The 17,146-nt window shown below is 71.0% G+C and carries 20 protein-coding genes and 3 tRNA genes; 4 read left to right on the plus strand and 19 right to left on the minus strand.

Annotation, left to right across the window (positions count from 1 at the left end; translation table 11 throughout):
* Positions 1-441 precede the first annotated feature (441 nt).
* From rplL to ACZ6ZI_RS28165, 8 genes are all read right to left on the minus strand, one after another.
* The gene (rplL, locus tag ACZ6ZI_RS28130) at positions 442-825 is read right to left on the minus strand and encodes a 50S ribosomal protein L7/L12 (protein WP_266574554.1); all 384 of its coding nucleotides are present in this window, start codon (positions 823-825) and stop codon (positions 442-444) included.
* A gap of 110 nt (positions 826-935) precedes the next feature.
* On the minus strand, positions 936-1,466 hold the full coding sequence (gene rplJ, locus ACZ6ZI_RS28135) for a 50S ribosomal protein L10 (RefSeq protein WP_266574556.1): 531 nt from the start codon (positions 1,464-1,466) through the stop codon (positions 936-938).
* Between the two features lie 307 nt (positions 1,467-1,773).
* Complete coding sequence (locus ACZ6ZI_RS28140; protein ID WP_469525249.1) at positions 1,774-2,634, minus strand: SCO4651 family lipoprotein; 861 nt, start codon at positions 2,632-2,634, stop codon at positions 1,774-1,776.
* Between the two features lie 174 nt (positions 2,635-2,808).
* Positions 2,809-3,537, minus strand: a complete 729-nt coding sequence (rplA, locus tag ACZ6ZI_RS28145; protein WP_363060091.1) for a 50S ribosomal protein L1 — start codon at positions 3,535-3,537, stop codon at positions 2,809-2,811.
* 87 nt (positions 3,538-3,624) lie between these two features.
* Positions 3,625-4,059 (minus strand): 50S ribosomal protein L11, encoded by a 435-nt coding sequence (gene rplK / locus ACZ6ZI_RS28150; protein ID WP_249767327.1) that lies wholly within the window; start codon positions 4,057-4,059, stop codon positions 3,625-3,627.
* 165 nt (positions 4,060-4,224) lie between these two features.
* Entirely contained in the window at positions 4,225-5,139 is a 915-nt protein-coding gene (gene nusG / locus ACZ6ZI_RS28155; protein ID WP_469525251.1) for a transcription termination/antitermination protein NusG, read from the minus strand.
* 84 nt (positions 5,140-5,223) lie between these two features.
* On the minus strand, positions 5,224-5,505 hold the full coding sequence (secE, locus tag ACZ6ZI_RS28160; RefSeq protein WP_363060087.1) for a preprotein translocase subunit SecE: 282 nt from the start codon (positions 5,503-5,505) through the stop codon (positions 5,224-5,226).
* 105 nt (positions 5,506-5,610) lie between these two features.
* Positions 5,611-5,683 (minus strand) — tRNA-Trp (locus tag ACZ6ZI_RS28165).
* A gap of 192 nt (positions 5,684-5,875) precedes the next feature.
* Between ACZ6ZI_RS28165 and ACZ6ZI_RS28170 the strand changes: the two genes are divergently transcribed.
* On the plus strand, positions 5,876-7,102 hold the full coding sequence (locus ACZ6ZI_RS28170; RefSeq protein WP_363060085.1) for a pyridoxal phosphate-dependent aminotransferase: 1,227 nt from the start codon (positions 5,876-5,878) through the stop codon (positions 7,100-7,102).
* A 174-nt stretch (positions 7,103-7,276) separates the two neighbouring features.
* Entirely contained in the window at positions 7,277-8,296 is a 1,020-nt protein-coding gene (locus ACZ6ZI_RS28175) for an adenosine deaminase (RefSeq protein WP_363060083.1), read from the plus strand.
* Here ACZ6ZI_RS28175 and ACZ6ZI_RS28180 read toward each other — a convergent pair.
* The 10 genes from ACZ6ZI_RS28180 to ACZ6ZI_RS28225 form a co-directional block, all read right to left on the minus strand.
* The gene (locus ACZ6ZI_RS28180; RefSeq protein ID WP_469525255.1) at positions 8,286-8,702 is read right to left on the minus strand and encodes a hypothetical protein; all 417 of its coding nucleotides are present in this window, start codon (positions 8,700-8,702) and stop codon (positions 8,286-8,288) included. The genes ACZ6ZI_RS28175 and ACZ6ZI_RS28180 overlap by 11 nt on opposite strands.
* A 1-nt stretch (position 8,703) precedes the next feature.
* Positions 8,704-9,780 carry a UDP-N-acetylmuramate dehydrogenase gene (locus ACZ6ZI_RS28185; protein WP_469525257.1) on the minus strand — a complete coding sequence of 359 codons (1,077 nt, stop codon included), beginning with the start codon at positions 9,778-9,780 and terminating at the stop codon, positions 8,704-8,706.
* A 24-nt stretch (positions 9,781-9,804) separates the two neighbouring features.
* Positions 9,805-10,239 (minus strand): DUF3291 domain-containing protein, encoded by a 435-nt coding sequence (locus ACZ6ZI_RS28190; RefSeq protein WP_469525260.1) that lies wholly within the window; start codon positions 10,237-10,239, stop codon positions 9,805-9,807.
* A 76-nt stretch (positions 10,240-10,315) separates the two neighbouring features.
* Positions 10,316-11,788, minus strand: coding sequence for a DHA2 family efflux MFS transporter permease subunit (locus ACZ6ZI_RS28195; protein ID WP_469525262.1), 1,473 nt, complete (start codon positions 11,786-11,788; stop codon positions 10,316-10,318).
* 80 nt (positions 11,789-11,868) lie between these two features.
* Complete coding sequence (locus ACZ6ZI_RS28200) at positions 11,869-12,501, minus strand: TetR/AcrR family transcriptional regulator (RefSeq protein ID WP_469525263.1); 633 nt, start codon at positions 12,499-12,501, stop codon at positions 11,869-11,871.
* A 120-nt stretch (positions 12,502-12,621) separates the two neighbouring features.
* The gene (locus ACZ6ZI_RS28205) at positions 12,622-13,050 is read right to left on the minus strand and encodes a MaoC family dehydratase (protein ID WP_363060072.1); all 429 of its coding nucleotides are present in this window, start codon (positions 13,048-13,050) and stop codon (positions 12,622-12,624) included.
* Position 13,051: 1 nt separating this feature from the next.
* Entirely contained in the window at positions 13,052-13,504 is a 453-nt protein-coding gene (locus ACZ6ZI_RS28210) for an FAS1-like dehydratase domain-containing protein (protein ID WP_469525266.1), read from the minus strand.
* Between the two features lie 118 nt (positions 13,505-13,622).
* The gene (rpmG, locus tag ACZ6ZI_RS28215; protein WP_007265873.1) at positions 13,623-13,787 is read right to left on the minus strand and encodes a 50S ribosomal protein L33; all 165 of its coding nucleotides are present in this window, start codon (positions 13,785-13,787) and stop codon (positions 13,623-13,625) included.
* Between the two features lie 88 nt (positions 13,788-13,875).
* Positions 13,876-13,948 (minus strand) — tRNA-Met (locus ACZ6ZI_RS28220).
* A 48-nt stretch (positions 13,949-13,996) separates the two neighbouring features.
* Positions 13,997-14,069 (minus strand) — tRNA-Thr (locus ACZ6ZI_RS28225).
* 440 nt (positions 14,070-14,509) lie between these two features.
* On the opposite strand from ACZ6ZI_RS28225, the gene ACZ6ZI_RS28230 reads away from it, so the two are divergent.
* On the plus strand, positions 14,510-15,820 hold the full coding sequence (locus ACZ6ZI_RS28230) for an amidohydrolase family protein (RefSeq protein ID WP_363060068.1): 1,311 nt from the start codon (positions 14,510-14,512) through the stop codon (positions 15,818-15,820).
* Between the two features lie 65 nt (positions 15,821-15,885).
* Positions 15,886-16,542, plus strand: a complete 657-nt coding sequence (locus tag ACZ6ZI_RS28235; protein ID WP_469525267.1) for an SDR family oxidoreductase — start codon at positions 15,886-15,888, stop codon at positions 16,540-16,542.
* Between the two features lie 74 nt (positions 16,543-16,616).
* On the opposite strand, the gene ACZ6ZI_RS28240 is transcribed toward ACZ6ZI_RS28235, so the two are convergent.
* On the minus strand, positions 16,617-17,009 hold the full coding sequence (locus ACZ6ZI_RS28240) for a DUF3574 domain-containing protein (RefSeq protein ID WP_469525269.1): 393 nt from the start codon (positions 17,007-17,009) through the stop codon (positions 16,617-16,619).
* Positions 17,010-17,146: the final 137 nt, after the last annotated feature.

Genomic DNA, 17,146 nt, shown 5'->3' on the forward strand with positions numbered 1-17,146 from the left:
CAGCTAACAGGCAGCGCAAAGGGTCAGTGTAGCCACTTGGCTCACTGATGTCCAGACCAGGTTTCCGGAAACCGGCAACAGGCCTTCCCCACGTCGTTCCAACCCACACGGCGCCCGAACGGATCCGTGTCCAACGTCGCGACTCTCGTACACAGAGCGCGTATCAGTACTGCCCTCTTCGTAGTCGATCCATGCCTCGGATCCCGGATTGAACCGGTCCGGCCGGCCGAGTCGGCGACGGGTCTGAGAATTGCGCGCCGTCGGCCGTTCGTCAAGGGCCCGTGCTCCGAGCGGATCATCTCTGGACCCTGCTTCGAGGCAACGATGATCACCCTACTCCCCAACGAGACCAGGGCAAGTCAGGCACTGCGGATACGCCAAAGGGCGACCACCCTTACGGGTGATCGCCCCTTGAAGAGGCCTCAGAGGGCCTCAGAGGTGTTACTTGACCTCGACACCGGCACCGGCGGCCTTGAGGGCCTCGGCGGCCTTGTCAGCGGCCTCCTTGTTGACCTTCTCGAGGACCGGCTTCGGGGTGCCGTCGACGAGGTCCTTGGCCTCCTTCAGACCCAGGGAGGTCAGCTCGCGCACGACCTTGATGACCTGGATCTTCTTGTCGCCCGCACCGGTGAGGATGACGTCGAACTCGTCCTTCTCCTCCTCGGCCTCGGCGGCGGGGCCGACACCGGCCGGACCGGCAACGGCGACGGCCGCGGCGGCGGTGACGTCGAACTTCTCCTCGAAGGCCTTCACGAACTCGGAGAGCTCGATGAGGGTCATCTCCTCGAACTGGGCGAGGAGGTCGTCCTGAGAGAGCTTCGCCATGATGGGCGATCCTTCCACTAATTCGGCAGGTGCCGGATGTATAGAGAGGCGGGCGTAACGGCCCGCTACGACCCACGCACTAGGCGGCGTAGATCAGTGCGCGAGCCGAATTACTCGGCACCGCCCTGCTCGGCGAGCTTGACGCGAAGCGCTTCCGCGGTGCGGACGAACTTCGACGGCAGCGCCTGGAAGAGCGAGGCAGCCTGGGACTGCTTGCCCTTGAACGCGCCGGCCAGCTTGCTGAGCAGAACCTCGCGGGACTCGAGGTCCGCGAGCTTCTTGATCTCATCGGCGGTCAGCGCCTTACCGTCAAGGACACCGCCCTTGATGATGAGGTTCGGGTTCTCCTTGGCGAAGTCACGAAGACCCTTCGCCGACTCCACCGGGTCACCGGTGATGAAGGCGGCGCCCGTCGGACCGGTGAACTGGTCGTCGAGCGAGGTGATCCCGGCGTTGTTGGCCGCAATCTTGGTCAGCGTGTTCTTCACCACGGCGTACTGGGCGTTCTCACCGAGCGAACGACGCAGCGTCTTGAGCTGCGCGACGGTGAGACCCCGGTACTCGGTCAGCACAACGGCGTTCGAGCTGCGGAACTGGTCCTCAAGCTCGGCTACCGCAGCAGCCTTGTCGGGCCTTGCCATAGAGCGTCGGCCTCCTTCCGGGTGATGAGGACCGCTCAGAAGGGGCTGGACAAACAAAACGCCCCGGCGCAAGCGCACGGGGCAGGGCTCAACCGAATCAGATTCAGGAGCTTTCCACGAACACCTGCGCAGGACGTCCGCTCGCAGCGGATCCTTCGGCCACCGTTCCCTTGCGGGCACGGCAACGACCAGCGGTCTTTGGCTTCTGGGGAAGCGTACGCGAACGATCCGACGTCAAGCAAATCCGCCCGTCCCCGCCCCTCCCCCGCGGGGCCGCCTCCGCACGTTCCCCCAGGTCAGCCCGGGCTCAGGGCCGCGCGAGTGCGGAAAGATCGGCGAGCTGATCGGCCGGGGGCGCCGTGATGTTCACCGCCTGGTTGTACGAAACGAACTTCACGGTGACGTCGAGCGGCCCGGCGGTGCCCTCGCCCCGGGTGCGGACCTGCTGCGTGCGACCGGACTCGTCGATCCACATGTCCGTCACCAGGCTCTTCACACCCTGCGACTCCAGCTGCCGCACCAGGGCCTCCTGCCGGGTCCGGGCCTGGGGATCCGCCGCCGGCGCGGTCTTCATCGCCTCCACCGCGACCGTGCCGCTGACGTGCTTGGTCTTCTCCCCGCTCACGATCTCGTCGCCGACCATCCTGAGGTCGGGGGCGGCCAGCAGCCCGTCGGCCCGGTCGCCGGGCACCTCCCCGGAGCGGTTGACGCCCCCGCCGGCGGCCCCGCCCGCGCTCCCGGCCCGGTCGGACGCGTCGAGCTTGAACCACGCGCCCTGCGTCCCCAGGTAGACGACCCCGTCGAGCATCCGGAAGCCCGTCGACTCCCCGTCGCCCGTCTCGATCGTCATGTCCATCGCCACGGACGGCCTCAGGCGCATCGTGACGTCCCCTATGACCTCCTGGCCCGCCACGGAGCCCTTCATCGTGTAGTGCACGGAGGTGATGTCGGCGGAACTCCGCTTCACCTTCTCCAGGTAGGCGGCCGGGGAGGCCTGCGCGGCCCCGCCGTCGGCCGTCCCCTTCCCCGTTCCCGTCGCCGACGGGGACGCGGTGGTGCCCGCCTTCCCCCCGTCCGCCTTCGCGCCGCCCTCGCAGCCGGTGGCCCCCGCCACGAGCAGTGTCACGGCCAGCGCGGCCCCCGCGGTCTTCGTGCCGTACGTACGCATGGAGTCCCCACCCCTGGTGTGTTCCTCGATCGGATCTTCGACCCTACGGAGATCACCGGTCGCGCGCCCGTCGTGATCGCGCCAGAAAAGGAACGGGCCCCCCGACCCCTGTGGAGGGGGCGGAGGGCCCGTTCGTGTCACTGCGTGACGGGCGAGCCTTCAGGCTCGGACCACTCAGACAGCAGCCGGGTCTTCCTCGACGAGGAGGTTCCGGGTGCGGTTGGAGTCCAGCTGGATGCCGGGGCCCATCGTGGTGGCCAGGGCGGCCTTCTTGATGTAGCGACCCTTGGCGGCCGACGGCTTCAGACGAACGATCTCGTCCAGGGCCGCGGCGTAGTTCTCGACGAGCTGCTCATCGGTGAAGGAGACCTTGCCGATGATGAAGTGCAGGTTCGAGTGCTTGTCGACGCGGAACTCGATCTTGCCACCCTTGATCTCGGTGACAGCCTTGGCGACGTCCATGGTGACGGTGCCGGTCTTCGGGTTCGGCATGAGACCACGCGGACCGAGCACGCGGCCGAGGCGGCCGACCTTGCCCATGAGGTCCGGGGTCGCCACAACGGCGTCGAACTCGTTGAGGCGGTTGCCCTTGGCGATCTCGTTGATCAGCTCGTCGTCGCCGACGATGTCGGCGCCGGCGGCTTCCGCGGCCGCAGCACGGTCACCGGTCGCGAAGACCAGGACCCGGGCGGTCTTACCGGTGCCGTGCGGGAGGTTCACGGTGCCGCGGACCATCTGGTCGGCCTTGCGCGGGTCGACACCCAGGCGGAAGGCAACCTCGACGGTGGCGTCGAACTTGGTGGAGGAGGTCTCCTTGGCGAGACGGACGGCCTCGAGCGGGGCGTAGAGCTTGTCCCGGTCGACCTTGGCGTCCGCAGCGCGGAGAGTCTTGCTGCGCTTCACTTCTGCTCCTGTGTAAGTGCTTCAGGCATGGAGTCGTGGTGCGGACCAGCGCTTGGCCCTACCACTGGGGAACTGCGAGGGGCTGGATCAGCCCTCGACCGTGACGCCCATCGAACGGGCGGTGCCGGCGATGATCTTCTCGGCGGCGTCGAGGTCGTTCGCGTTGAGGTCGGGCAGCTTGATCGTGGCGATCTCGCGGACCTGGTCACGCGTGAGCTTCGCGACCTTGGTCTTGTGCGGCTCGCCGGAGCCCTTCTCGATGCCCGCGCTCTTCAGGATGAGGCGCGCGGCCGGCGGGGTCTTGGTGATGAAGGTGAAGGAACGGTCCTCGTAGACCGTGATCTCCACCGGCACGACCATGCCACGCTGCGACTCGGTCGCGGCGTTGTAGGCCTTGCAGAACTCCATGATGTTGACGCCGTGCTGACCGAGCGCGGGGCCGACCGGCGGAGCCGGGTTGGCCGCACCGGCCTTGATCTGGAGCTTGATAAGCCCCGTGACCTTCTTCTTCTTGGGAGGCATTGCTCTCTCCGGGTCCTAGTGAGAGTTTTCAGCCTTCCTTCCGGTCATCCGGATGGAGGCATACCGCACCACGATAACGGGTATCGGTGCGGGGCTAAAAACCGAGCAGGTCAGACCGCCCTTTGCGGGCCGGTCTGACCTGATTCGGAAGCTTTGCTCAGAAGATCAGTTCTTCTGGATCTGGTCGAAGCTCAGCTCGACCGGGGTCTCGCGGCCGAAGATCTCCACGAGGCCCTTGACCTTCTTCGAGTCCGGGTTGATCTCGTTGATCGTGGCCTGGAGCGTGGCGAAGGGGCCGTCGGTGACGGTGACCGAGTCGCCGACCTCGAAGTCCAGGACCTCGATGGTGCGCTTGACCGCGGGGGCCGGCAGACCGGCGTCCTCGGCGGCCTGCTTGGCGGCCTTCTCCTGCGCCTCGGGGGCGAGCATCTTGACGATCTCGTCGAGGGTCAGCGGGTACGGGTCGTACGCGTTGCCGACGAAGCCGGTGACACCCGGGGTGTTGCGGACGACGCCCCAGGACTCGTTCGTCAGATCCATGCGGACGAGAACGTAACCGGGCAGCTTGTTCTGCCGGACGTTCTTGCGCTCGCCGTTCTTGATCTGGACGATCTCTTCCTCGGGCACCTCGGCCTGGTAGATGAACTCCTCGACGTTCAGCGAGACGGCACGCTGCTCCAGGTTCGCCTTCACGCGCTTCTCGTAGCCCGCGTAGGTGTGGATGACGTACCACTCGCCGGGAAGCAGGCGCAGCTCGTCGCGCAGGGCCTGGATCGGGTCCACCGGCTCGGCGGGCTCGGCCTCGACCTCTTCGACCTCGACGTCGTCGGCGGCCTCGACCTCCGCGTCGTCGTCCTCGTCGTCGGACTCGTCGGTCTCGGCGTCCTCGTCCTCGTCGGAGGCGTCCTCGTCCTCGTCGGACTCGACGTGGAGCGCGGCCTCTTCGGCGGCGTCGCCGGCCTCGATGTCGGCGAGCTCCGCCTCGTCAGGGTCCACAGCGTCTGCCGCCTCGACGATGTCGAGCTCGTCCTCGACGGACTCGACGGAGTCGTGGCTCGCGTTCAGGTTCGGGTCAGACACGGTGGCTGCTTCTTCCTGGATACAAAAGGTGGTGGAACATGCGAAAACGGGCGGCACCCATCAAGGCGCCGCCCTCCGCGGGGATCAGCCGAAGACGAACTTGATGGCTTCCTGGAACCCATAGTCAATCACGGTCACCAGAGCGATCATGATCACGACGAAGACGATCACCACGGTGGTGTACGTCGAGAGCTGGTTCCGAGTGGGCCATACGACCTTGCGGAGTTCCGCGACGATCTGGCGGTAGAAAAGCGCGAGGCGGCCCAGAGGGCCCTTCTTGCCGCGCTTGCCGCCCTTGCGGGCCTTCTTCTCGCGCGTGTCGTCCTCGGCGTCAGGCATGTCGATGGAGCCCAGGGCGTCCGTCACGTCTCTCACCTGAATCCGGGTCGTGGCCGTAGCCGCGCCCGGTTGCGCCGCACGGCGTTGCATCGAAGTACGTACCTGCGCACACGTCCGAGACGGAGTGTGAAGCAGGGCCGGAGGGACTCGAACCCCCAACCGCTGGTTTTGGAGACCAGTGCTCTACCAATTGAGCTACGACCCTTTGCGCTCCCCAACCTACCGCATCCGGGCGAGTGCACGGAGTGCTCACGCTCTGGGGCGGCTGTTGAGGACCAACGACAGGTGAGTGTACGTGGTCCTGGCCCTGACGTCGAACAGAAGACATCCGGACCTGCTCCGTCCGGTGACTGAAACGGTGTGCGGGCCCTCGGAGGCGTCTGGGACGATTGGCCGCATGACCTCTGCAACGCCTTCCTCCGAGCGCCGGGTGTCCGCCCGTATCGGCGCCATTTCCGAGTCCGCCACCCTCGCCGTGGACGCTAAGGCCAAGGCCCTCAAGGCCGCCGGGCGTCCGGTGATCGGCTTCGGCGCGGGCGAGCCCGACTTCCCGACCCCGGACTACATCGTCGAAGCCGCGGTCGAGGCCTGCCGCAACCCGAAGTACCACCGCTACACGCCGGCCGGCGGCCTGCCCGAGCTGAAGGCCGCCATCGCCGCCAAGACGCTGCGCGACTCCGGTTACGAGGTGGACGCTTCCCAGGTCCTGGTCACCAACGGTGGCAAGCAGGCCATCTACGAGGCCTTCGCCGCGATCCTCGACCCGGGCGACGAGGTCATCGTCCCGGCCCCCTACTGGACCACCTACCCGGAGTCGATCCGCCTCGCCGGCGGTGTCCCGGTCGAGGTCGTCGCCGACGAGACCACCGGTTACCGGGTCTCCGTCGAGCAGCTGGAGGCCGCGCGCACCGAGCGCACCAAGGTCGTCCTGTTCGTCTCCCCGTCGAACCCGACGGGCGCGGTCTACTCGGAGGCCGACGCCGAGGCCATCGGCCGGTGGGCCGTCGAGCACGGCCTGTGGGTGCTGACGGACGAGATCTACGAGCACCTGGTCTACGGGGACGCGAAGTTCGTCTCGCTCCCGGCGATCGTCCCCGAGCTGGCCGACAAGTGCGTCATCGTCAACGGCGTCGCCAAGACGTACGCGATGACGGGTTGGCGCGTGGGCTGGATCGTCGGCCCGAAGGACGTGGTGAAGGCGGCGACCAACCTCCAGTCGCACGCCACCTCCAACGTCTCCAACGTCGCCCAGGTCGCGGCGCTCGCCGCCGTCTCGGGCAACCTGGACGCCGTGCACGAGATGCGCACGGCCTTCGACCGCCGCCGCCAGACGATCGTGCGGATGCTCAACGAGATCGACGGCGTCTTCTGCCCGACCCCCGAGGGCGCGTTCTACGTCTACCCGGCGGTCAAGGACCTGCTCGGCAAGGAGATCCGCGGCAAGCGCCCGCAGACCTCCGTCGAGCTCGCCGCGCTGATCCTGGACGAGGCCGAGGTCGCCGTCGTCCCGGGCGAGGCCTTCGGCACCCCGGGTTACCTGCGCCTGTCCTACGCCCTGGGCGACGAGGACCTGGTCGAGGGCGTGTCCCGCATCCAGAAGCTCCTCGCGGAGGCCAAGGCCTAGGCCGGGCCCGTACGCGCGACGCAGGGGCGGTACCCGCACGGGTGCCGCCCCTGCGGCGTACCCGGCCCGCGTACCCGGCCCGCGTACCCGGCGGCGCCTCGGATTCGCGTTCGGGCAATGTCCCGTTCAGGTAATGCGCTGCCAATCGGGTGATCGATGCGGCAGGATCGGCTGATGGAGCACGTACGCGATCTCACGCTTCTGCCGAAGGCCCACCTCCACCTGCACTTCACCGGCTCGATGCGCCCGTCGACGCTGTTGGAGCTCGCCGACAAGTACGGCGTGCGCCTGCCCGACGCGCTGACCGCCGGGGAGCCGCCCAAACTCCGGGCCACCGACGAGCGCGGCTGGTTCCGCTTCCAGCGGCTCTACGACGCCGCCCGCAGCTGTCTGCGCGAACCCGACGACATCCGCCGCCTGGTGCGCGAGGCCGCGGAGGAGGACGTACGGGACGGCAGCGGCTGGCTGGAGATCCAGGTCGACCCCACCTCCTACGCGCCGCTCCTCGGCGGGATGATCCCGGCCGTCGAGATCATCCTCGACGCCGTGGACGCCGCCTCCCGCGAGACCGGGCTCGGGATGCGGGTGCTGATCGCGGCGAACCGGATGAAGCACCCCCTGGACGCCCGTACGCTCGCCCGCCTGGCCGTCCGCTACGCCGACCGCGGCATCGTCGGCTTCGGGTTGTCCAACGACGAGCGCCGCGGCATGGCCCGTGACTTCGACCGGGCCTTCGCCATCGCCCGTGAGGGCGGTCTCCTCGCGGCCCCGCACGGCGGGGAGCTGACGGGGCCGTCCTCGGTCCGGGACTGTCTGGACGACCTGCACGCCTCGCGCATCGGGCACGGGGTGCGGGCCGCCGAGGATCCGAGGCTGCTCAGGCGACTGGCCGACCGGCAGATCACCTGCGAGGTCTGCCCGGCCTCGAACGTGGCGCTCGGGGTGTACGAGCGGCACGAGGACGTGCCGCTGCGCACGCTCTTCGAGGCCGGGGTGCCGATGGCGCTGGGTGCGGACGACCCGCTGCTGTTCGGGTCGCGGTTGGCGGCGCAGTACGGGATCGCCCGCCGGTACCACGCCTTCACGGACGCCGAACTCGCCGAGCTGGCGCGGCAGTCGGTGCGGGGATCGGCGGCTCCGCAGGAGGTGAAGGACAAGCTGCTGGCGGGGGTCGACCACTGGCTCAACGGGTGAGCCGCAGGTCCCCTTCGTGGCAGTCGGCCCGTACGCGCCGGCCGTCCGGGAAGCCGATCTCCAGGTGGGTGCGGCCCCGGTCGGGCAGCGCGAACTCGGCGACGGAGGTCACCGTCTCGCCGAGGTGGCGCAGGAAGGGGTGGTGGCCCAGGTCCTCGCCGACCTCGACGCGCCCCCACTCCCCCATGTCGTAGGGCTCGTGGGGGGTGGCGGATTCGACGATGAGGCACTGGTCGGACCCGGTGGTGATCCGGATGGAGTCGCCGGAGTCGTCGATCAGCCAGACGTCGAGCGGCGCCTCGGAGCGTTCGCCTTCGCAGAGGTGCCAGGACGCGACGACCCGGTCGATCCGGCGTCCCACCAGGCGCGTCGGGTCCGTACCGGCCCCGTGCAGGGGGCAGTGCATGTCAGAGGCGGACGCCGACCGTCACCGGCTCGTTGACGAGGGTGACGCCGAAGGCCTCGTGCACGCCGGCGACGACCTCGCGGGCGAGGGCGAGCAGGTCCTCGGTGGTGGCCTCGCCCCGGTTGGTGAGGGCGAGGGTGTGCTTGGTGGAGATCCGGGCGGGTCCGGTGCCGTAGCCCTTGGTGAAGCCGGCCTTGTCGATGAGCCAGGCGGCGCTGGTCTTCGTACGGCCTTCGCCGGCCGGGTAGGCGGGCGGGGCGGTGTCGGGGCCGAGGCGGTCGTGGGCGCGGGCGAGGAAGGCGGCGTAGGCCTCGTCGGTGAGGATCGGGTTGTGGAAGAAGGAGCCGGCGGACCAGGTGTCGTGGTCGGTCGGGTCGAGGACCATGCCCTTGCCGGCGCGCAGGCGCAGGACGGTCTCGCGGGCGAGGGCGGCCGGGACGCGGTCGCCGGCCTCGACGCCGAGGGCGCGGGCGGTCTCGGGGTACTTGATGGGGGCGGAGAGGCCGCCCGCGTCCTCCAGGGCGAAGCGGACGCGCAGGACGACGTAGCGGCCGGGCTGGTCCTTGAAGGTGCTGTCGCGGTAGCGGAAGGCGCACTCGGCGGCGGTGAGGGTGACGGTCTCGCCGGTGGTGCGGTCGTAGGCGACGACCTCGGTGATGGTGTCGCAGACCTCCTGCCCGTACGCGCCGACGTTCTGGATCGGGGTGGCGCCGGCGGAGCCGGGGATGCCCGCGAGGCATTCGACGCCGGCGAGGCCGGCTTCGACGGTGCGGGCGACGGCGTCGCTCCAGTTCTCGCCGGCGGCGAGTTCCAGGGTGGTGCCGTCGAGGGTGAAGCCGGTGGTGGCGATGCGCAGGGCCGTGCCTTCGAAGCCCTGGTCGCCGATGACCAGGTTGCTGCCGCCGCCGATGACGAGCAGTGGGGTGCCGTCGGCGTCCGCGGCGCGGACGGTCTCGACGACCTCGGCGTCGGTGGTCGCGACGACGAGCCGGGTCGCGGGACCGCCGAGGCGGAAGGTGGTCAGCGGGGCGAGGGGGGCATCGTGGAGTTCCTGCACGTGGACAAGAGTACGGTCCACCCCCCTCGCTTCACGGCGGGGCACTCAGTGGCTCTGCCCGTGGCCGTTTCCGTGGCCCGCCGCGCGGCGGGCGCTTTCCTCGGCGAGGCGGCGTTCGGCCTCGTCCCAGCCGATGGGGAGGGCGGAGGCCGGGGCGGTCCAGAAGGTGAAGACGGCCTCCTTGGTGTGGGCGGCGGCGGCGCGGGCGCTGGTGCGGTGCGGTTCGGCGCGGGCGAAGCGGTGGAGTGCCTCCGGGTCCGCCCAGGCGGAGAGGGTCACGAAGGTGCGGCCGAGGACGCGGGCGCGCAGGGCGGCTCCGTGGGCGCCGGGCGCGGTGCGGAGCTGCTTGATGATGCCGGGTGCCTTGAGGAAGAACCGTACGGCGCCGAGGAGGGTGGCGGTCTCGAAGCGGGAGGCCATGACGTGGACCTCGGCGTCGGGGTGGGGCGCGGTGGGCGTGGTCCAGGGGAGGTCGGGCATGACGGCGCGTTCCTTTCGAGGGGTGCCGGGTGCGGGTCGCCCGTGGCGGCGGCTGTGGGGCCGGTGCGGGGGCCGGTCACCTGGCCCGTGCGGGGAAGGCGGCCGTGGTGGATCCGGTGGGCGCGGCGCCGTTCGGGGGCGTGGGCGCGGGCGCGGGCCGGGTGCGGCGGGGCAGGAGCAGGGCCAGGGCGGCGGCGAGGGCGACGACGGCCGCGCCGATCCACAGGGCGGGGACGGTGCCGTCGGTGAAGGCGCGCGGGGTCTCGTAGCCGCCGCGGGCGGAGAAGACGGAGGCGAGGACGGCCACGCCGAGGGCGCCGCCGACCTCGCGGAGGGCGCTGTTGGTGCCGGAGGCCTTGCCCTGGTCGGCGGGGGCGACCGTGGACATCAGGACGTGGTTGGCGGGGGCGAAGTAGAGGGACATGCCGATGCCGCTGAGGACGAGGGCGGGGAGCAGGTCTACGTAGGGGACGTCGGTGTCGAGGGCCGCCGCGAACCAGCCGAGGCCGACCGCCTGGAGGGCGAGGCCGGTGACGACGACGGGTCGGCCGCCGATGCGGTCGGCGACCATGCCGGCGACGGGGGCGACGAGGACGGTCATGCCGGTCCAGGGCAGCATGCGCAGGCCGGCCTGGGTGGGCGAGTAGCCGGCGACGCCCTGGAGGAACTGGCTGAGCAGGAAGACCGAGCCGAACATCCCGAGGTACATCAGGAGGGAGGCGATGTTGATCCCGAAGAATCCCCGGTCGCGGAAGAGGCGCATGGGGAGCACGGGGTCCGCGGCGCGGAAGCCGTGGCGGACGAAGGCGGCGACGAGGACGGTGCCGACGGTCAGGGCCGTCAGGACGCGGGGGCTGGTCCAGCCGTGGGAGTTGGCGTTGACCAGGCCGTAGACGATGCCGAAGAGGCCTCCGCTGATGAGGAGGGTGCCGGGGACGTCCAGGCGGGAGTCCGGTCGGGTGGACTCGGCGAGGCGCAGGCGGGCGAGCGGGATCAGGGCGAGGCCGAGGGGGACGTTGAGCCAGAAGATCCACTGCCAGGAGATGTGTTCGGTGAGGGCGCCACCGATGAGGGGGCCACTGGCGACCGCCATACCGCCGACGGCTCCGTAGATCCCGAGGGCGACGCCCCGGCGGGCGGCGGGGACGGCGACGGTGAGCAGGGTGAGGGAGAGCGGCATCATGACGGCCGCGCCGACGCCCTGGACGGCGCGGGCGGCGATCAGGGCGTCGATCCCGGGGGCGAGGGCGGCCGCGGCGGAGGCGGCGGTGAAGACCGCGAGGCCGCCGATGAACAGGCGGCGGCGGCCGAAGCGGTCGCCGAGGGCGGAGCCGAAGAGGAGCAGGACGGCGAAGGTGACGGTGTAGGCGTTCACCGTCCACTCCAGTTCCTCCAGTCCGCCGCCGAGGTCGGCGCGGATGGCGGGGAGGGCGGTGGTGACGACGAGGTTGTCGAGGGCGGCCATGAAGCTCGCGACGCCGGTGAGGACGAGCGCCCACGCGGCGGGGCCCTTGAGGCTGCCGGTCTCCCGGAGTTTCGGCTGTTCCATCTCTGCGGTCCCCCTGGTTGGTTAGTTATTGCTGACTAACTTTCTTGGGCAAAAAAAGGGGCGCCGAACGCCCCCGTGGATCACGCCGCCCCGACGACCCCCTCGGGCCCCTCGACCCCTTCGCGATCCTCGGCCCCCTCGCGATCCTCGGGCCCCTTCCCGGGCTCCCCCTCCGCGGGGTGGATGCCCTCCCAGATGCGGTGCCCGGCCGGGAACCCCATGGCGGAGAGGGTGTTGATGAGCATCCCGAGGGCCATGAAGGAGGTGACCCCCTTCACGTCACCGCCGAGCGGCACCGCGACGGTGTCCCACAGCTCCAGCCAGCCGGCCCGGACGAGCTCGCCGAGTTCGTGGTCCCCGGCGGCCTCGGCCGCGGCGACGGTGACGTACATCTGGAGCTGCATCTGGAGCACGTGCGGGTCTTCGGCGATCAGCCGCGTGTAGGCGCCGGCCATCGCGTCCAGGGCCTCTTCCCCCTCCAGCCCCTCGGCGGCGCCGGCGAAGGCCTCGCGGGTGGTCTCCATGCAGCGCGCGGCGGCCGCGAGGAAGATCGCCTGCTTGCCGGGGAAGAGCCGGAAGAGGTAGGGCTGGGAGACGCCGACGCGCTTGGCGATCGCCTCGGTGGAGGTCCCGTGGTACCCACCGCGCGCGAACTCCCGGACCGCCGCCCGGATGACGCTCTCGCGCCGCTCCTCCGCACTCATCCTTGCCATACGACAAAGTTAGTGCGCACTCACTAACTACGTCAAGGAGGTGGGGGCGCCCCGATCGGCGGGGACCCCGTACCCACGGGGTCCCCCCGTCCGGCCGCCCCGGGCGGCGCGGCGGACCGCTCAGGCGAGCCGGACCACCGCACGGGACATGCCGAGGACCTTCTGGCCCGCGCTCATGGCCACCAGGTCCACCCGCACCTTGTTGTCGTCCAGCTTGGCGGCGACCTTCGCGGAGACCTCGATGCGCGCACCCTCGTCGTCATTGGGGACGACCACCGGCTTGGTGAAGCGCACGCCGTACTCCACGACCGCCCCCGGGTCGCCCGCCCAGTCGGTCACCACGCGGATCGCCTCGGCCATGGTGAACATGCCGTGCGCGATCACGTCCGGCAGCCCGACCTCCTTGGCGAACTTCTCGTTCCAGTGGATCGGGTTGAAGTCACCCGAGGCACCGGCGTAGCGGACGAGGGTGGCGCGCGTCACGGGGAAGGACTGCGCCGGCAGCTCGGTGCCGACCTCGACGTCGGCGTACTGGATCTGCGCGGTCATCTCAGGCCTCCTCGGGGGCGCGGGAAACGAGCTTGGTCCACGCCGTGACGACGTGCTCGCCGGATTCGTCGTGGACCTCACCGCGGATGTCGACGATGTCGTTGCCCGCGAGGGACTTCACGGCCTCGATGGTGGAGGTGACGGTGAGCCGGTCGCCGGCCCGCACGGGGCGGACGTAGGAGAACTTCTGGTCCCCGTGCACCACGCGGCTGTAGTCCAGACCCAGCTGCGGGTCCTCGATGACCTGACCCGCGGCCGCGAACGTGATCGCGAACACGAAAGTCGGCGGAGCGATCACATCCTGGTGACCGAGCGCCTTGGCGGCTTCGGGGTCGGTGTAGGCGGGATTCTCGTCACCCACCGCGACCGCGAATTCGCGGATCTTCTCCCGGCCGACCTCGTACGGCTCGGTGGGCGGGTAGGTCCGCCCCACGAAGGTCTGGTCGAGGGCCATGGCTCACTACCTCCTGTTGAAGGGACACGAAAGATCCCGGTCCGGAAACGACACAAGGCCGCCCCCCAATGAAGGGGACGACCTCATGACGGTGCCTATATTCGAGACTTCGCCAGGATCAGCGGGTCTCGCGGTGCGCGGTGTGCGAGTTGCAGCGCGGGCAGTGCTTCTTCATCTCCATGCGGTCCGGGTTGTTACGCCGGTTCTTCTTGGTGATGTAGTTCCGCTCCTTGCACTCCACGCAGGCCAGCGTGATCTTCGGGCGGACGTCGGTGGCAGCCACGTGAGTGCTCCTTGACGGACTATGGGACGGATGAACGCATAAAAGAGTAGCCGATCGGGAGACCGACCCCGCAATCGGCTACTGTGGGTAGCGGCGACCGGACTTGAACCGGTGACACAGCGATTATGAGCCGCTTGCTCTACCGACTGAGCTACGCCGCTTTGATGAGATCCGTTCCCCACCCGAGGGTGGGGAACCTCTCTCACCAGAGCCCCAATGCGGAATCGAACCGCAGACCTTCTCCTTACCATGGAGACGCTCTACCGACTGAGCTATTGGGGCGAGCGAGGAAGACATTACACGGTTGCCGGCCGATCGCCCAAATCCTTTGCGGGGACTGGCCTCGGAAGAGGTCCGGCCGGGATTTCGATCAACGCCCGGAGGGCTTCCGGGCCGTTTTTCGGCCCGTTTGTGGCCGGGGTCACAGCCCGCGCCCGCGCGGGCGCGCCCGGCGGGGTGCGGCGGCGGTGCGGTGGTGTGCGGCGGCGGTGCGGCGGTGTGCCCGGGCGGCGCGTGCGCGGGCCCGTCCGGCGGCGCGGACGCGGGCGCGGGCGCCGGGACCGCGCGGGACCCCCCGGGCCCCCGGGCACACACCGGTACGACTATTGCGCCCTTCCGCGAACCGAAGACCCCCGCGCCCTAGGCTCTGAGCACGCTGCGTGATCTTGGGCCGCAGGCCGCGGCCACGGCACAGGAACCGCCCGAGCCCCCGCAGGAGCCCGATGTCCGACAGCCAGCCGCAGCAGCCGCCGCCCCCGTCCTCGCGGAACCAGGCCGGGGCCGGCGGACCCGCCCGGAACCCGGCCCGTCCGCCCCTCGGCACCCCCGGCCCCGAGGGCACCGGCCTGCTCCTGACCGGGGCCCGGCTGACCGACGGACGGACCGTCGACGTCCGCATCGGCGCCGGGCGCATCCAGGCCGTCGGCACGGCGGGCAGCCTCCCCGCGCCCGCCCTGGCCCGGGTCGACCTGCGCGGGTACCTGCTCCTGCCCGCCCCCGCCGAACCGCACGCCCACGGGGACACCGCCCTGACCGCCGACGCCGAGGGGCCCGTCTCGTACGCCCCCGAGGAGGTGCAGCGCCGCGCCACCGAGGCCGCGCTGCTCCAGCTCGGCCACGGGGCGACGGCCGTCCGCTCCCACGTGCGCATCGGAGACGTCCACGGGCTCGGCCCGCTGGAGGCCGTGCTCCAGGCCCGCCGCTCCCTGCGCGGGCTCGCCGACCTGACCGCCGTGGCCGTGCCCCGACTGCTGACGGGGGCCGCCGGCGCCGACGGGCTCGCCATGCTGCGCGACGCCGTCAAGATGGGCGCCTGCGTGATCGGCGGCTGCCCCGACCTGGACCCCGACCCGACGGGCTTCCTCGAAGCGGTGCTGGAACTGGCCGACGAACACGGCTGCCCCGTCGACCTGCACACGGACGGTGACGACCCGGGCCGCCTCGCCCGGCTGGCCGCGATGGCCGGGGGGCTGCGGCCCGGCGTGACCATCGGCCCCTGCGGCGGCCTGTCGCGCCTCCCCCTGGACGTCGCCGCCCGCACGGCCGACCGGCTGGCCGCCGCCGGCGTACGGGTCACCTGCCTGCCCCAGGGCGACTGCGCGGCCCTGGAACGCCGCGGCCTGCGCACCGCCCCCGTCCGCCTGCTGCGCTCCGCCGGGGTCCGGGTCGCCGCGGGCAGTGGGGCCTTGCGGGACGCCGGCAACCCGGTCGGCCGTGGCGATCCGCTCGAAGCCGCGTACCTGCTGGCCTCCCAGGGCGGGCTGCGGCCGATGGAGGCCTACGAGGCCGTCAGCGCCCACGCCCGCGAGGCCATGGCCCTGCCCGAGGTCCGGGTGGAGGCCGGGTTCCCGGCGGAGCTGCTGGCCGTGCGCGGGGAGCGGATCGCGGGGGTGCTCTCCCTGGCGTACAGCCGGATCGTGATCCACCGGGGGCGCGTCGTAGCCCGGACGAGTGCCGTACGGGAGTACTGCGACTCGGCCGTGGCGGTCGCCCTGGACCTGCCCCGGCAGGGCCGTGTGGAGCCCGGGCCCTGATCCCGCCCCGCTGCGCCGGCGGGGCAGCGCGGGCGTGGGCGGCCGGCTCGTCGTACGGTCGGGACATGCGCATCGTCATCGCTGGTGGACACGGTCGGATCGCGCTGCGGCTGGAGCGGCTGCTCTCCGCGCGCGGGTACGAGGTCGCGGGGATCATCCGCGACCCGGAGCAGGGCGACGACCTGCGGGAGGCGGGCGCCGAACCGGTGCTGTGCGACCTGGAGTCGGCTTCCGTCGAGCACGTGGCGGGCATCCTCCAGGGCGCGGACGTGGTGGTGTTCGCCGCCGGGGCCGGCCCCGGCAGCGGGGCCGCGCGCAAGGACACCGTGGACCGGGCCGCGGCGGTGCTGTTCGCCGACGCCGCCGAACGGGCCCGCGTACGCCGCTTCCTGATGGTCTCCACGATGGGCTCGGACGCCCGCCGCGAGGGCGACGAGGTCTTCGACGTGTACCTGCGGGCCAAGGGCGAGGCGGACGACCACCTGCGCACCCGGCTGGGCCTGGAGTGGACGATCCTGCGGCCGGGGACGCTGACCGACGACGCCGGCCGGGGCCTGGTGCGTCTGGAGGCGGACGCCGGCCGGGGCCCGGTGACCCGTGACGACGTCGCGGCGGTGCTGGCGGAGCTGGTGGAGACGCCGGCGACGGCGGGCCTGACGCTGGAGCTCGTCCAGGGCTCCACGCCGGTGTCGGTGGCGGTGAAGGACATGGCGGGCAACTGAGGGGCCGACCGGGCCGGGGACGACGTTCCCGGCCCCGGGCGACGGACGGGCGTCGGGCGGGCGCTGAGCCCGGCTCAGAACTCCGCTTCCAGCTTGTCGTCGGAGCGTCCGACGGACTCCTGGTGGAACCGCCTCTCGTAGGCCCTGCGGATCGCCTCGACGTGCGCCCCGCGCTCCTCGGCCTCCTGCTCCGGGTAGTGGAGCACGACCTCGTACGCGCTCTCGCGGGCGAGCGCGCCCCGCGCGTCGCGCCATTGGCCGTGGCCCTCGTGGAAGGTGAACCCCTCGGGGAACGCGGGGGTGACCTCGCCGTCGAGGAACCGGGTGAACTCCGCCGGGGTGACGGGGCCCGCGGCGCCCGGGCGCTGCGTGCCGAAGTAGAGCCGGGTCTCGCGGTAGGGCTCCCCGACGTGGCTGTCCAGCGCCGCCCCCACCAGGGCCGGGATCCCGGCGCCGAGCAGGGCCATCAGGACGCCGCCCCCGACCTTCCCCCGTGTGTCCGATGTCCATGTCACGCCCCGTGAACGACGGGCCGCGCCCATCGGTGCGCGGGAGGCGCCCGATAGGGTCACGAGGATCGGCCACCGGGGGGTGGCCGTCGTCG

It is taken from the genome of Streptomyces sp. NPDC103540 (genome assembly GCF_055584445.1).